This window comes from Oceanibaculum indicum P24 (genome assembly GCF_000299935.1).
Taxonomy (GTDB): Bacteria; Pseudomonadota; Alphaproteobacteria; order Oceanibaculales; family Oceanibaculaceae; genus Oceanibaculum; species Oceanibaculum indicum.
Window position 1 is genome coordinate 1 of sequence record NZ_AMRL01000001.1, and the last position, 14,977, is coordinate 14,977.

Annotated in this window: 16 protein-coding genes; 2 read left to right on the plus strand and 14 right to left on the minus strand. The window is 65.0% G+C overall.

The features are described 5' to 3' along the window. Positions 1-372: 372 nt before the first annotated feature. Positions 373-1,659 carry an NAD(P)/FAD-dependent oxidoreductase gene (locus P24_RS00005; protein ID WP_040706016.1) on the minus strand — a complete coding sequence of 429 codons (1,287 nt, stop codon included), beginning with the start codon at positions 1,657-1,659 and terminating at the stop codon, positions 373-375. 127 nt (positions 1,660-1,786) lie between these two features. On the opposite strand from P24_RS00005, the gene P24_RS00010 reads away from it, so the two are divergent. Then, complete coding sequence (locus P24_RS00010; RefSeq protein WP_008942622.1) at positions 1,787-3,097, plus strand: MFS transporter; 1,311 nt, start codon at positions 1,787-1,789, stop codon at positions 3,095-3,097. Positions 3,098-3,155: 58 nt separating this feature from the next. After that, positions 3,156-4,388: an anion transporter gene (locus P24_RS00015; RefSeq protein WP_008942623.1), complete on the plus strand. Its 1,233-nt coding sequence runs from the start codon at positions 3,156-3,158 to the stop codon at positions 4,386-4,388. Positions 4,389-4,395: 7 nt separating this feature from the next. On the opposite strand, the gene P24_RS00020 is transcribed toward P24_RS00015, so the two are convergent. From P24_RS00020 to P24_RS00075, 13 genes are all read right to left on the minus strand, one after another. Next, on the minus strand, positions 4,396-4,692 hold the full coding sequence (locus P24_RS00020) for a Nif11-like leader peptide family RiPP precursor (protein ID WP_008942624.1): 297 nt from the start codon (positions 4,690-4,692) through the stop codon (positions 4,396-4,398). Between the two features lie 108 nt (positions 4,693-4,800). After that, entirely contained in the window at positions 4,801-5,466 is a 666-nt protein-coding gene (locus P24_RS00025) for a haloacid dehalogenase type II (RefSeq protein WP_008942625.1), read from the minus strand. A 4-nt stretch (positions 5,467-5,470) separates the two neighbouring features. After that, the gene (locus P24_RS20605; protein ID WP_272943343.1) at positions 5,471-5,599 is read right to left on the minus strand and encodes a hypothetical protein; all 129 of its coding nucleotides are present in this window, start codon (positions 5,597-5,599) and stop codon (positions 5,471-5,473) included. A 66-nt stretch (positions 5,600-5,665) separates the two neighbouring features. After that, positions 5,666-6,982, minus strand: a complete 1,317-nt coding sequence (locus tag P24_RS00030; protein ID WP_008942626.1) for a c-type cytochrome — start codon at positions 6,980-6,982, stop codon at positions 5,666-5,668. Between the two features lie 17 nt (positions 6,983-6,999). After that, entirely contained in the window at positions 7,000-7,404 is a 405-nt protein-coding gene (locus P24_RS00035) for a PepSY domain-containing protein (RefSeq protein WP_156816116.1), read from the minus strand. Positions 7,405-7,466: 62 nt separating this feature from the next. Next, positions 7,467-8,564: a formate dehydrogenase subunit gamma gene (locus tag P24_RS00040; protein WP_008942628.1), complete on the minus strand. Its 1,098-nt coding sequence runs from the start codon at positions 8,562-8,564 to the stop codon at positions 7,467-7,469. 19 nt (positions 8,565-8,583) lie between these two features. Beyond that, positions 8,584-8,829, minus strand: coding sequence for a hypothetical protein (locus P24_RS00045; RefSeq protein ID WP_008942629.1), 246 nt, complete (start codon positions 8,827-8,829; stop codon positions 8,584-8,586). A 115-nt stretch (positions 8,830-8,944) separates the two neighbouring features. Continuing rightward, entirely contained in the window at positions 8,945-9,544 is a 600-nt protein-coding gene (gene fdh3B, locus P24_RS00050) for a formate dehydrogenase FDH3 subunit beta (protein WP_008942630.1), read from the minus strand. An 18-nt stretch (positions 9,545-9,562) separates the two neighbouring features. After that, entirely contained in the window at positions 9,563-12,445 is a 2,883-nt protein-coding gene (locus tag P24_RS00055; RefSeq protein ID WP_008942631.1) for a formate dehydrogenase subunit alpha, read from the minus strand. A gap of 33 nt (positions 12,446-12,478) precedes the next feature. Beyond that, positions 12,479-12,682, minus strand: coding sequence for a twin-arginine translocation signal domain-containing protein (locus tag P24_RS00060; protein ID WP_008942632.1), 204 nt, complete (start codon positions 12,680-12,682; stop codon positions 12,479-12,481). Positions 12,683-12,762: 80 nt separating this feature from the next. Next, positions 12,763-13,380, minus strand: coding sequence for a TorD/DmsD family molecular chaperone (locus P24_RS00065; RefSeq protein WP_008942633.1), 618 nt, complete (start codon positions 13,378-13,380; stop codon positions 12,763-12,765). Between the two features lie 240 nt (positions 13,381-13,620). Further along, positions 13,621-14,328 carry a DUF3306 domain-containing protein gene (locus P24_RS00070; protein ID WP_008942634.1) on the minus strand — a complete coding sequence of 236 codons (708 nt, stop codon included), beginning with the start codon at positions 14,326-14,328 and terminating at the stop codon, positions 13,621-13,623. Continuing rightward, positions 14,321-14,863, minus strand: a complete 543-nt coding sequence (locus tag P24_RS00075; RefSeq protein ID WP_008942635.1) for a DUF3305 domain-containing protein — start codon at positions 14,861-14,863, stop codon at positions 14,321-14,323. Before P24_RS00075 ends, P24_RS00070 begins: the two co-directional genes overlap by 8 nt. Between the last annotated feature and the right edge of the window lie 114 nt (positions 14,864-14,977).

Sequence of the window (14,977 nt, forward strand, 5' to 3'; positions counted from 1 at the left end):
GGCCCGCCGCTATCCACCGGCTGGCAGGTCACCTGCTGGAAGAAGGCGAAGGAAAAGGCCTTCGCAGCCCCGCGCGAGGTGGTGCTGATGCGGCTGCGCCGCGCCCGTGAGCTGGGTATGACCTACCAGCAATACACCGCCATCCTGCTCGACAAGGGTAAGGTGCCGTAGGGAATCCTGCCCCCGATACCCTTCGAGACGCCTGCCTGCCGCTATACTCTTTCCGTCACCCCCGCAATTGTTGCGGGGGTCCAGACTTCAGCTTGCTGGATATCTGTCGAGTTGGGCTGAACCCTGGATTCCCGGCACAAGGCCGGGAATGACGACGGGAAATGAGGAGTCACACTGAGCGCAATACTCCCTACCCACTCCTCAGCGGAAGCTGCGATCCGGACGGTAGGGCGCAAGGTCGAATTCCGAGCCACGCCCGGCGACCAGATCGGCCACCACGCGCCCTGTAAGCGGCCCCAGCGACAGGCCCATATGGCCGTGTCCGAAGGCCAGCACCGTGTTCGCATAGCGCGGCGAGCGCCCCACCACAGGTTTCGAATCCGGCGTCGAGGGACGGTAGCCCAGCCATTCGCGCGTGACCTCCGCCTGGCCGATGGCGGGCAGTACCTCCTTCGCCAGTTCCAGCATGCGGCGGATGCGGCGGAAATCGGCCGGCGCATCCAGCCCCGCCAGCTCCACGCCGCTGGTCAGGCGCAAGCCTTCCTGCATCGGCGCCAGCACATAGGACTGGTCGGCGATCAGCGTTGGCCGCCCGACCGTCGGCGTGCCGTCCGGCAGCTTCAGGTTCAGGTGATAGCCGCGCTCCGTATCCAGCGGCACCGGCGCGCCAGCCTCCGAAGCCAGCGCCTTCGACCAGGCGCCGGCCGCGATCACCAGCCGGTCCACCGGATGGATGGCGAGGTCGGTCACCACCTTCTCCGGCCCATTCGGCCCGATTTCCAGCCGGCGGACGGTCTCCTGCAGGATGGTGCCGCCATTGCGCCGGAAATGTTCGGCATAGGCGGTAATCAGCTTGTGCGGCAGCGACACGAAGCCGGCATCGGGCTGGAAGATGCCGCGGGCGAAGCGCCGTTGCAGATGCGGTTCGAGCTGGCGCACCTCGTCACTGTCCAGCACCTGGAAATTCACGCCGCAGCCGGTCATCAGCTCGCGGTCGAAGGCGGTGCCAGCGAAGCCCTCCTCGCTGCCATAGAGCTTTAGCCAGCCGACACGGCGGATGATGTCCTCCGCCCCGGTCAGCTTCACCAGCTCCTCATGCGCGATCAGCGCCCGGCTGACCAGGGGCAGAAGCTCACGCGAAATCTGCCGGACACGCCCCGCATCGCCGGCCTGCAGGAAGCGGATCAGCCAGGGTGCGATCTGCGGCAGGTACCGCCAGCGGATAGCGAACGGCCCCGCCGGGTCCATCAGCATCTTCGGCACCTTCTTCCACAGCCCCGGCATGGCGGTCGGCGTCACGCCACCGGTGGCGATGACCCCGGCATTGCCGAGCGAGGTACCGGTCCCCGGCGGTTTCGGGTCGATGACCGTGACCTTGTGGCCGTCGCGCTGCAGGTAGAGGGCGGCGCTCATGCCGACGATACCGGCACCGATGATGGTGACGTTACGGGGAGCGATTGGGGGGGCGACAGGTTGAGACGAGGACATTCGGGAACCGCGCGGCAGGAAAATCGGTCCGGAACCTTAGCCATATCCCGCGTTAATGTTCTAGACTGTTTCCCTGATAGCCGGCGGCCTCGCCCGTCAGAAATTCCCCAGCCTGACGAACGGACCCTTGCGACAGACAATCACCACACTCAGCGCCCTCCTGCTCTCGGTCGGCATCTTGCTGCTGGGTTCCGGCCTGCAAGGCACCTTGCTGGCCGTGCGCGGCAATCTGGAAGGCTTTCCGCCCTCGATGATCGGCATGATGATGTCGGGCTATTTCGCCGGCTTCATCGCCGGCTGCGTGCTGGGCCCGCATATCGTGCGCCGGGTCGGCCATATCCGTGCCTTCTCCGTCTTTGCCGCCGTCGCCGCCTCGGTCTTCCTGCTGCATGCGCTGGCGGTCGATCCCTATGTCTGGACCGGCTTGCGCGCCATCACGGGCCTGTGCCTTGCCGGGCTCTACATGATCATCGAGAGCTGGCTGAACGAGCGCAGCCCGAACGAGCTGCGCGGCTCCATCATCTCGATCTACCGCATCGTCGATCTGACGGCGACGACTGGCGGGCTGCTGCTGCTGACGCTAGGCGACCCGCAGGATTATCCGCTGTTCTGCCTGGGCGCCATCCTGATCTGCCTGGCGCTGGTGCCGGTCGGCCTGACCCGCAGCGCCGTCCCCGCCCCTATCGGTACGGTGAAGATCAGGATCGGGCGTCTGTACCGCCTGTCGCCGCTTGGCGTGGTCGGCTGCTTCGGCTTCGGTGTGGTCAGCGGCGCCTTCTGGGGCATGGGGCCGATCTTCGCCCAGGCCGGCGGCGTGCCGCTGTCGGGCGTGGCCTTCTTCATGGCCGCGGTGATGATCGGCGGCGCTGTCGCGCAATGGCCGGTCGGCTGGCTGTCGGACCGGTATGACCGCCGCACCATCCTGGCCGGCACCGTGTTCCTGGCCAGCCTGTCCGGGCTGATCCTGATCGCGCTGTACGGCATGCCGCAGCAGTTCCTGCTGGTGGGCTCCGCGCTGTTCGGCGCGCTGATGATCCCGGTCTATTCGCTGTGTATCTCGCACGCCAACGACTATATGGAGCCCGGCGACTTCGTCGAGGCCTCCTCCGGCCTGCTGCTGCTGAACGGCGCCGGCGCGGTGGTCGGGCCGCTCGTCGCCTCGATCCTTATGGAGGCAACGGATGCCCGCGCGCTGTTCGCCTTTACCGCCCTTGTCCATGCCGGCATGGGCGGCTTCGCGCTGTACCGCATGACCCGCCGCCCGCCGAAACCGGCCGAGGAGCAGGGCGACTTCATCGCCGTGCCGCGCAGCACGCCGGCAGTCTTCCAGCTCGACCCGCGCGCCGAGGAAGAAGAGCCAGAGGGCGAACCAATGGCCTCGACGCCGATGGCCTCACCACCGGACGATCCCGCGCCGCCGGAGGAAACGCAGCGCTGATTGCCAAGGGCGCGAAAAGGGTCCAGAAGGGATCATCCTTCCCTTCGGGCGTTCCCGCATGAGCGATACTGTCGATGTCGGCCTGATCCTGGCGGTCTTCGCCGCGACCTATATCGGCATGGCGCTGGGGCGCTTCCCCGGCCTCAGCATCGACCGTGCGGGCATCGCCCTGCTGGCTGCCATCGTACTAGCGGTGACGGGTGCTGTGACGCCCGCCGGCATTCTGGACGCCATCGACTTCCCGACCCTGTTCGTGCTGTTCGGGCTGATGATCCTGTCGGCGCAGTTCGATGCCAGCGGCTTCTACGACTGGTGTTCGCTGCGCATCGCCGGCCTCGAACGCTCCCCGGTCTGGCTGCTGGGTGCCGTCGTGGCCACCTCCGGCCTGCTGTCGGCGGTGCTGGCGAACGATGTGGTGGTGTTCGCGATGACGCCACTGCTGTGCGCCGGGCTGCTGGCGCGCGGCCTCGACCCCCGGCCCTATCTGATTGGTCTTGCCGGTGGTGCCAATGCCGGATCGGCGGCGACGCTGATCGGCAACCCGCAGAACATCCTGATCGGCCAGACCGGCGGCCTCGATTTCTGGGCCTTCCTCGCCGCCTGCGCGGTCCCGGCGCTGATCGGGCTGGCCAGCGTGTTCCTGATCATCTGGCTGGTCTGGCGCGGCCGGTTCGAGGCGGATATGCCTCCTGTCCCGGCGCTCCCAATCCAGCCGTTGGACCGCGCGCATCTGCTGAAAGGAATAGTCGCGGTAACCGCCCTGCTGGCGCTGTTCGCCACGCCGCTGCCGCATGCCGTCAGCGCGCTGATCATTGGTGGCGCGTTGCTGGTCAGCCGGCGGCTTGAGACGCGCGCCCTGTTCGCCAAGGTGGACTGGCCGCTGCTGGTGCTGTTCGCCGGCCTGTTCGTGGTGACCGAGGCGCTGGCCGCGACCGGCCTGCCGAGCCGCGCCGTCGATCTGCTGGCAGCAAGCGGCTTCTACCCCGACCGGCTGGCCGTACTGGCGCCGGTCGCCATCCTCGGCAGCAACACCATCGGCAATGTGCCGGCGGTGATCCTGCTGCTTTCGGTCTGGCCGGACCTGACGGCGGAGACGCTCTATGGCCTTGCCATCCTGTCCACGCTGGCCGGCAATCTGCTGATCGTCGGCAGCCTGGCCAACATCATCACCGTGGAACGCGCGAAGAGCGCCGGCGTGCGGCTGGGCTTCGCCGAACATGCGCGCTGCGGCATCCCGATGACGCTGCTGTCACTGGCCGGTGCCGGCCTGTGGCTGTGGTTCAGCGGCTGATGACTGCTTACGCAGGGCGACCACTCATATCGCCGTCAAGCAAGTAACGTTGGATAATCTCGAAAGCAGTGCGCCCTGCGGTTCCGCCGGCAACCGCTTCCAGCTGCTCGTCGGACAGTGCGCCCCCTTCTGCTGACGCGGCGTGCACAACCTGCTCAATATCCGCCCCCTCGACCGCATAGCCGTGCTGCGTGGCGAACGCTGCCAGATCGGCGGGCTGGCGGACTGCCGACCGCACCGCATCGGCAAGATCAGCATCGTTCGCCAGGTCGCTCAGAAACCGCTCCATCTCTGCTTTACTCATGATTATTCTCCCGGATTTCAAACTGGGAGAAGCATCTCAGACAAGACGGCAGGACACTGTGCAGAACGTCCCGGCACGACTGCCCATTCGTTCTGCGATACTAAAAGATCAGGCGAGCAGCGCCGGGATATCTGTGAGGAAGCGGATGGCATGGCGCGGCTGCACACCCAGCTCCTCCATCTGGCCGGTGCTGCGCTGGATCCACACGCTCTCGAAGCCGTAATGGCTGGCGCCGGCCACATCGAAGCCGTTGGAGGAGACGAACAGGATCTCGTTCGCCGGCAGGCCCAGCGTGTCGGTGACGATCTTGTAGGCCGCGTCATGCGGCTTGAAGACCCGCACCGGATCGACGCTGATGACAGCCTCCAGCAACGTGTCGAAGCGGGCATTGCTTACCACCGCGTCCAGCATGGCCGGACTGCCGTTGGAGGCGATGGAGAGGCGGATGCCCATCTCCTTCAGGCGCTTCAGCGCCTCGGCCGCCTCGGCATGCGGGGAGAGCCGCAGATATTCCCCCATCAGCCGGTCGAGATCGGCCTCGACAGGAGTGACCCCCTGGTTTTTCAGGGCATAGACCAGCGCATCGCGCGTGACCGCCCAGAAATCCTCATAGCGGCCCATCAGGCTGCGCAGCCAGGTATATTCCAGCTGTTTCAGCCGCCAGAGCTGTGACAGTGCCGCGCCCTTGCCAGGAAACATCTCCTCGCAGAGCGCGCGCACCGAATGGACATCGAACAGCGTGCCATAGGCATCGAAGGCGATGGCCCTGGCCATGGTTCTAGAGCCGCACCGACCCGTGCGAGGACTGATAGACCTTGCCGACATTCGGGTTGATGCTGGTCAGCAGCACGCCAGCGCCGATGGTGATGACCAGCAGCGCGATGACACTCGCCAGAAACGCCTTCATGATACTCCCCCCTTCATGTAGCGGGCCTAGTTGGACCCAGTTTAGCATTGTTCACCCGATCGCACCTCATGGCGTGGTGACCTGGCGCAGATAGGCGATCAGGGCGTCGCGATCCTCCTGACGCACCAGCTTCTGCAGCGGCATCTTGCTGCCGGGCGTCACCACATCCGGGCCTTTCGTGAACAGGTCGCCAATGGTCTCGGCGGTCCAGACGATGTCGCTGTCGAGCAGTGCCGGCGAATAGGGATAGCCCTCGACCGTGCCGGCCTTACGGCCGAAGATACCGTGCAGCGTCGGCCCGGCGCGGTTGCCGCCATCGGCCGTCACCGTATGGCACGGCCCGCAGCGCCGGAAGATGGCCGCCCCCTTATCCTGCGGTGCGGCGGCGGTGACTGCCGCCGTCTCCACCGGTTCGCCCCCCGAGTCGCCCAAAGGCTGGCCGGTGGCCGCATCCCACAGCCGGACCACCGAATCATTGCCCGCCGCCAGCACGCGCTTGCCGTCCGGCGTGTAGGCCAGCGCCCAGACCGGCCCGCCGCGTCCGGCCAGTGCATGGACCGGCTTTTCCTCGCCGGCCTTCCACAGCCGCACCATGCCGTCAATGCCGCCGCTGGCGAAGCCCTTGCCATCCGGCGCCACCGCGATATCGAGGACCGGCCCCTTATGGGCGATGCGGCGGCTGGTCTCCTCGCCCGTTGCGGTGTTCCAGCGCCGCACCGTCTCGTCGGACCCGCCGCTGAGCAGCGCGCCATCGGGCAAATATGCCAGCGCATTCACGCTGAATTCGTGGCCCGTCATCTCCCGCAGCAGGCGGCCATCAGCCAGATTCCACAGCCGGATGATCCCATCATAGGCCGCAGTGGCGAGCATCGTGCCGTCGGGCGAGAAGACGGCGTCGTTCACATTGCTCTGGTGCCCCTCGAAACGCTGAATCAGGCTGCCATCCGCCGTGCTCCACAGCGCCGCCGAGCCGTCCCAGCCGGCCGAGGCGATCACCTTGCCGTCCGGGCTGAGGGTCAGCGCCACGATGCGGCCGGCATGGGCTTCCACCACCCGGGCCGGCTGCGTGTCGCCGAAGCGCCAGAAGATCAGCTTGCCATCATCTCCGGCGGTCGCCGCCCGCTGCCCGTCCGGCAGAACCACGACCGCGTTCACCGCCGCCTCATGGCCATGGAGGATCGCATTCGCCTCGCCGCGGTCCAGCGACCAGAGAATGACCGAATAGTCGAAGCTGGTGGTTACCGCCCGCTGCCCGTCGGGGGCCACGGCAACGCCCCGGACCGGCCCGCCATGGCCAGAAAGCTGGGCATACGCAGCCGATGACAGGGCGGACAGGCCCAGGATCAGGACAGACAGGACCGAGAGGACAGGGCGAAAGACCATGCTGCCCGGCTCCCCGCTCAGTTGCGCGGGGCGGGCCGGTTGGTCATGCGGCGCATCTCGCTGCCGGAGGAATCGAGGCGCGCCTCGTAGGAATCCGTGGCGGAGGTCTCATAGCCGGTCGTGCGATGCTCAAAAGCCGAGATGAGATTGCCGGTCATCGGATCGACCAGCAACGTCGTCACCATGAAGGCGGCATTGCCTGCCCCCTCCCCGGTGCGCATCACCTTGGCGGCATAGACGGGCTTGCCATCATGTTCCGCCAGCCGGACATCCAGCACGCGGACATTGTACGTCTCCGCCAGCTTCTTGCCGGCCTCATCCGTGCTGAGCTGCGCCACAGCCGGAGCAGCCATCGCGCCGAGGCAAAACAGGGCCAGGCCCGCTGCGGCGGCAAGGGAGTTTCGGCGGATAAGACGCGGCACGGGGACTACTCCATCGGTTCCGGAGGGCTGCGGAGAGGCAGCTTCGGTCAATCGTCGTCTGGTCAATCGTCGCCGGGGGCGGGTGCGCCACGCGCGGCCCCACGGGCTTTGCGCTCCTCTTCCTTCACCTCATCGACCCACAGCGAATGATGCTCCTTTGCCCAATTCTCGTCCACCATACCGCTGCCCATCGCATCGAAGGCACCTTCCATGCCGACCGTGCCGATATAGATGTGAGCGATAATGAGGACCAGCAGCACCAGCGCGACGATGGCGTGCCACAGCTGCGACAGCTGCATCTCCTGCATCATCGTCAGGTTTTCCGGCAGGCCGAAGCCGAAGACATTCAGCGCGGCGAAGGTCTTGCCGAAGAAGGCGAACTCGAACGGGAACATCAGCGCCAGGCCGGACAGGCTGACTGAAATGCCGCCCAGCACCACGGCCCAGAAGATGATCTTCTGGCCGGCGTTGAACTTCTTTGCCGGCGGGTGCTTGTGCTTGGAGAAGATACCGCCGCCCTGGGCGAACCAGGTGAGGTCCAGCTTGCTCGGGATGTTGTCCTTGATCCACAGCACGAGGATCAGAACGATGCCCAGCATGAAGGCAAAGGAAATGTAGTTGTGGACATATTTGCCGGCGAGGCTGATGGCGGAGAACGCCTCCGGCCCGATCACCGGCAGCAGCACATAGCGGCCATAGAGGATGTTCAGGCCGGTCAGGCCCAGCGCGATGAAGCTGACGGCGGTCAGCCAGTGCGAGAAGCGCTCCAGACCGTTAAAGCGCTCGATCAGCCGGCCGCTCTTGCCATGCTCGATGCGGATACGGCCGCGCACCACGAAGAACAGCGCCAGCAGACCCAGCATGCCGACCATGCCCCACACGCCCCAGGTGGAGAGCGGGCCGTTGCGGAAGGCACGCCAGTTCTCGCCTTCCGACTGGATCAGCACACCGGCCTTCTTGTCGGGGATCGAGACATAGCCCTGCTCGCCCTGGCGGATCGCGCGCCAGACGTCGGACTTGCCGGCATCGGCGGGAGCCTGCTGGGCATGGGCACCGGCAGCGATGCCCGTCAGCCGTTCCGCAGCCGGCATGCCGCCCAGCAGCAGCACGGCCAGCGACAGGATGGCGAAGAGACGCGGGATGAAATTCCGGACGTTCATGTCTTGCGCTCCCCTGACCTTACATCCACTGCTTTTCGGCACGCTTGTTCAGCTGTTCGACGGTCGAGGGGTCCAGCTTCTCGCCATCGACGACCTTGCCGATATAGTTGCCCTTGTCGAACAGCAGGATGCGGCCCTGCTCCTCCTCACGGCACCCCTGCAGCAGGAAACCCGCCACAAGCAGCAGGGACACGGCCATCAGGCCGGACACCCTTTTCATCTCGCCGCGCCGGTTCTCGCCGGCTCCGATCAGTGCCTTGAGCATGGATCGACCCCCATCCTGTCTCTTGCTTCTTCTTCTGCTTCTTCCACCGGATCGGGATATCGGGACCGCCAGCCTAAGGCAGACGGCCCCGTCATCCGGTACAGCCAGCGGCGTATCAGCCGCCGGCCTTTGCCTCGTAGGCCGTGCCCCAGCCCCAGGCGCCCGACCCGAAGCCGCGGGCGACGACGCGCTCGCGGTAGATGTCGGACACCACGTCGCCGTCACCGGCCAGCAGCGCCTTGGTCGAGCACATCTCGGCACAGAGCGGCAGCTTGCCTTCGGCGATACGGTTGCGGCCGTACTTGTGGAACTCCGCCTCGGAATTCGCGGCCTCTTCCGGACCGCCGGCGCAGAAGGTGCACTTGTCCATCTTGCCGCGGGTGCCAAAATTGCCGGCCTGCGGATACTGCGGCGCGCCGAACGGGCAGGCATAGAAGCAGTAGCCGCAGCCGATGCAGGTGTCCTTGTTGTGCAGGACGATGCCCTCGGCGGTGGTCACGAAGCAATCGACCGGGCAGACCGCCTTGCACGGCGCATCAGAGCAGTGCATGCAGGCCACCGAGATCGACTTCTCGCCGGGCTTGCCGTCATTGATGGTGACGACGCGGCGCCGGTTGATGCCCCAGGGCACCTCGTGCTCGTTCTTGCAGGCGGTGACGCAGGCGTTGCATTCGATGCAGCGCTCGGCGTCGCACAGGAATTTCATGCGGGCCATATCTTACGTCTCCCCTTCTTATGCGCGCTCGATGCGGCAGAGCGTGGTCTTGGTTTCCTGCATCTGCGTCACCGAGTCATAGCCATAGGTCTGTGCGGTGTTGGTCGATTCACCCAGCACATACGGATCGGCACCCTGCGGGTATTTCGCCCGCTGATCCTTGCCCTGGAACTTGCCGCCGAAATGGAAGGGCATGAAGGCCACGCCCTTGCCGACGCGTTCGGTCAGCATTGCCATCACATGCACCTTGCCGCCTTCCGGACCGTGCACCCAGACCATCTGGCCGTCCTTGATGCCGAGATTGTTGGCATCGACCGGATTGATCTCGACGAACATGTCCTGCTGCAGCTCGGCTAGCCACGGGTTCGACCGGCTCTCGTCACCGCCGCCCTCATATTCGACCAGACGGCCGGAGGTGAGGATGATCGGGAACTCCTTCGAGAAGTCGTTCTTCTGGATCGACTCGAAGAGCGTCGGCAGGCGATGCATCTTGCGGTCCTTGTAGGTCGGATAGTCGGCCACAAGGTCGCGGCGCGGCGAGTAGAGCGGCTCGCGGTGCAGCGGAATCGGGTCCGGGAAGTTCCACACCTCGCAGCGCGCCTTGGCGTTGCCGTAGGGGGCGCAGCCATGCTTGATGGCAACGCGCTGGATGCCGCCCGACAGGTCGGTCTTCCAGTTCACGCCGCCGATCTTGTCGCCGCCGACTTTCTGGATCGCCGCCATCTCGTCAGCGGTCAGATCCTTGTCCCAGCCGAGCTTCTGCAGCATCGCCATGGTGAACTCGGGATAGCCGTCCTCGATCTCCGAACCGACCGGCCAGGAGCCTTCGGCCAGCAGCGTCTCGCCATTGCGTTCCACGCCATAGCGGGCGCGGAAGCCCATGCCGCCCTCGGCGACCGGCAGCGAGATATCATAGAGGTTGGCCGAGCCCGGATGCTTCATCTCCGGCGTGCCCCAGCACGGCCAGGGCAGGCCGTAGAAATCGCCATCGGCCGGACCGCCCTTGGCGCGCAGGCTGACTTTGTCGAAGGTGTGCTGGTTTTCCATGTGCATCTTCAGCCGTTCCGGCGACTGGCCGGTATAGCCGATGGTCCACATGCCCTTGTTCCATTCGCGGGTGATGTCCTCGATGTTCGGCTCGTTGCCGTCCACCTTGATGTGCTTGAACATCTCCTTGTCGAAGCCGAATTTCTTGGCGAACAGATACATGATCTCGTGATCGGTCTTCGCCTCGAAGATCGGATCGACCACCTTCTCGCGCCACTGCAGCGAACGGTTCGACGCGGTGACGGAGCCATAGGTCTCCATCTGCGTCGCCGCCGGCAACAGGTAGCAGCCATCCTTGCGGTCGTGCAGCACGGCGGAGACCGTCGGCACCGGATCGATGACGACGAGAAGGTCCAGCTTCTCCATCGCCTTCTTCATGTCCGGCAGGCGGGTCTGCGAGTTCGGCGCATGACCCCAGAACACCATGGCGCGGACATTGTCCGGCTGGTCCATGTTGCCCTTGTCTTCCAGCACGCCGTCGAACCAGCGCGACACCGGAATGCCGGACCGCTCCATCAGCTCCTTCGACTTGAACTTCTTCAGCAGATAGTCGTAGTCCACGTCCCAGACGCGGGCCCAGTGCTGCCAGGAACCGGTCGCCAGGCCGTAATAGCCGGGCAGCGAGTCCATCAGCACGCCGAAATCCGTGGCGCCCTGGACGTTGTCATGGCCGCGGAAGATGTTGGTGCCGCCGCCGGCCACGCCGACATTGCCCAGCGCCAGCTGCAGGATGCAGTAGGCGCGGGTGTTGTTGTTGCCGTTGGTGTGCTGCGTGCCACCCATGCACCAGACCAGCGTGCCGGGCTTGTTGGTCGCCATCAGGCGTGCAACGCGCTTCAGCTGCGAGCCGGGAACGCCGGTGACGCGCTCGACTTCCTCAGGCGTCCACTTCGCGACCTCCGGCCGGACCTTGTCCATGCCATAGACGCGCTTGGCGATGTATTCCTTGTCCTCCCAGCCATTCTCGAAGATGTGCCAGAGGATGCCCCAGATCAGGGCGACGTCGGTGCCCGGACGGAAGCGCACGAATTCATCAGCATGCGCGGCCGTGCGGGTGAAGCGCGGGTCGCACACGATCAGCGGCGCGCCGTTCTGCTCCTTCGACTTCAGGATGTGCTGCAACGACACCGGATGGGCTTCCGCCGGGTTGCCGCCGATGAAGAACATCAGGCGGCTGTTCATCATGTCGTTGTAGCTATTGGTCATCGCACCATAGCCCCAGGTGTTCGCGACACCGGCGACCGTGGTGGAGTGGCAGATGCGGGCCTGATGGTCGATGTTGTTCGTGCCCCAGAAGGCGGCGAACTTGCGCATCAGGTAAGCCTGCTCGTTGCTGTGCTTGGCCGAGCCCAGCCAATAGACCGAATCGGGGCCGGACTGCTCGCTGATCTGGAGCATCTTGTCGCCGATCTCGCTGATCGCCTGCTCCCAGCTCACGCGGGTCCACTTGCCGTCAACCAGCTTCACCGGATATTTCAGCCGGCGCTCGCCATGGGTCAGCTCGCGGATCGACGCGCCCTTGGCGCAGTGCGACCCCATGTTGAACGGGCTGTCGAAGCCGGGCTCCTGCCCGGTCCACACACCGTTCTGCACCTCGGCGATCACCGTGCAGCCCACCGAGCAGTGGGTGCAGACCGTCTTGGCGGTCTTGATCTCGCCGCCGAAGGCCGGGTTGGCCGCCGGCGCCTTACGCACCATGCCGCCGGTAAAGGCACCAGCCATCGCCACGCCGCCAGCCGCGAGGCCGGAGCGCTTCAGGAAGGTACGGCGGTCAATGGCGCCGCCGGTGAGGCTGGCCAGCGCCTGGCTGAGGCGCGGACGGGCCGCTACTGCATCCGATTTTTTCTTGAGCATTGTCTTCTCCCGCTCCCTACTGGCTGCCGGCGCTTAATAGCGGGCCAGCTTGTAGAAGGTCTTCACATGCTGGGTTTCGCGATAGCCCTTGTGGTCGCCGACCGTCTCACTGACCTCGGCGGCCTCGGCCTCGCTGCCGCCCGCGACGGCCATGGCAGCACCTGCCACGGCACCGACACTGGCGACGCGCAGGAAGTCGCGGCGATGCGCCGAAACCGGCTTGTCTTGCTGCTTCATGATGCGTCCTCCTCAACCCTCAAAAAACGTACAACCCGTTCAAAACTCTGTCCGGCTTGCGCCAGTCGCTTACGATTCCGTCACGCTTCCATCCCGAAAGCGTCGCGTTCGATATCGATCAGCAGCCGGCCGATCGTCCCGACCGGCTGATACAGCCGCGCATGGCGCGCCCGCTCCAGATCGCCGAAAAAGCGGCCGGCCCAGGGGGACAGATGCCGCTGGAAAAACTCGTTCTGGACCGCAAGCGGGGCCGGCGTGCCGAAGCTGCCGGCAATTAGGCCGGCCATCATCTCGCACAGCGCGGCGATGTGATCTTCCGGCTCCTTCACGTCCTCGGCGCGCGCAATCCCCAGGCGCGCCATGTCGCCGCGCAGATGGGCCAGCGGCTTTTCGTTCAGGAACCCGGTCAGATAATAGGAGCCGTAGGGCATCAGCTCGCCCCGCCCCACACCGATGAAAAGATTGAAATATTCTTCTTCCGCCTGGGAAGGCGTGGTCTGCTGGGCGAGACGAGACAAAACGCCAAGCGCGCGCCCCATGTCGGTCCCGTCATCCTGGCTGTCGAAACCGGCGGCAAGGGACAGCGCGACCTGATCGGCCGGCGCCGCCAGAAAGCGCGCCAGAAAGCCGTACCAGTTGGCCCGCAGAAGGTCTTCTTCCGCCATCATATGCTGAATATGCGCAGCCGCGTCAGGCATCTGCGTCGTTTCGCTCCCTCAACACCAAATCCATGTGGCACCCCATTGTTTTTCCGCCTTATTCATCCTAGGCGGACCGGGTGTGCCTTATTGGTCTTACCAATAGCCTATGCCAATCAAATTCCAAGGTCTAGCAGAAACGGCAGGCGGCCGAGCGGTGGTGGCAAGTTCTGAGGAACATCGGAACAGAAAATCGCAAATGATAATCGATCTTAATTGAGTAATGATGGCGTTGTTAAATTAAGAACGATTATCACTCTTATCTTCGGACTCCTGTTCGGTAGCCACACCTTCCGGTGATGTCTCCTCATCCGCGACCGCGGCTGTGGCCTGTTCAGGCGCCTTCTCCGGCTCACCCTGCTCCGGCGCTCCATCGGTTTCCGGCGAGCTGGATTCCACCTCGCTCCCGTCCTGCTCGGCTGCGGCCTCGGCCTCCTCAGCATCGATCCGCGCCTGCCGCGAAGCGGTATAGACGGAATGATTCTCTGCCAGTTCCTCATCGGTCAGAAAGCCGCGCCCGACCTGATAGGAGCTTTTCATGCCCTCGATAACCGTCGCCGCGTCGGTGAAATCCTCCTCGTAATCGTTCAGCCCGTCCAGGCAGGCGAAGACCGGATCGGAGGTCCAGAGCTTGCGCAACGCCCTGCGCTGCAGCGTCTTCGGCACTTCCTTGCGCAGGAACTGCGTGAAGTCGGACTCGACTGTCAGGCTATCGATATCGGGCAGGGAATCGGCATCGAACGCTGCCTCCTGCGGCTGCTGATCGCTTCGCGCCGGCTGTACCGCCTGTTGCTGAGCCGGCGCTTCCGGCGGCAAGGCTGCCTGCCGGGTTTCCTCCGCACGATCGTCCTGTATTACCGGCGCAGCACCACCACGTCGCCCCGGCGCTTGGGTGCGGGCCTCCTGCTTCAGCCGCGACCAGCGCGACAGGAACGGGCGCTCAGCCATGACGCCCCCCTTCCCGGATCGGCTTGCCATAGGCATCCAGCGGCAGCGGCGAGTCGGGCCGCTTCTCCTTGTGCTTGTCGCGCTGGCGCTTCACGAAGGGCTGCTCCACATGGTTGCCGTCGATGAAATCCTGCATCCAGCCCATCACCATTTCCGGCATCGCCACCGGTTCGACGATCTCGTCACCGCTGATCAGATACTCCTCCGCCTCATAGGGCGAGACGGTGACAAGCAGCGGCTGGAAGGCGAACTCCTCCGGCGCATCGGGATCGCGGCGCAGCACGATATAGACGACCGGCTGCTCCATCGACAGATTGTGCAGATAGGCCGGTGTCTGCGTCCGGTATAGCCAGACCGGCAGCGTCGCCGCGTGGTAGCGCACCCAGCCTTCGCCCCGCACCATCTCGGTCCAGCCCTCAACATCCGGCGCACCAGGAATGACGGCGACCGGCTGGAACCGCCAGTCCTGCCAGGGGCTTGCCGATTTGTGGCGTTCGATGACGATGCCCATCGGCATCGAGATATCCTTGCTCATCGCTCCTCCCGAGCGTGCGGCGCGCGTGGCTATTGCCCGCGATTGGTCTTACCACCAGTATATAGCGCAACAAGGCGGAATGATGTATCCGCCTGTAAAAACCAAGAATGACAG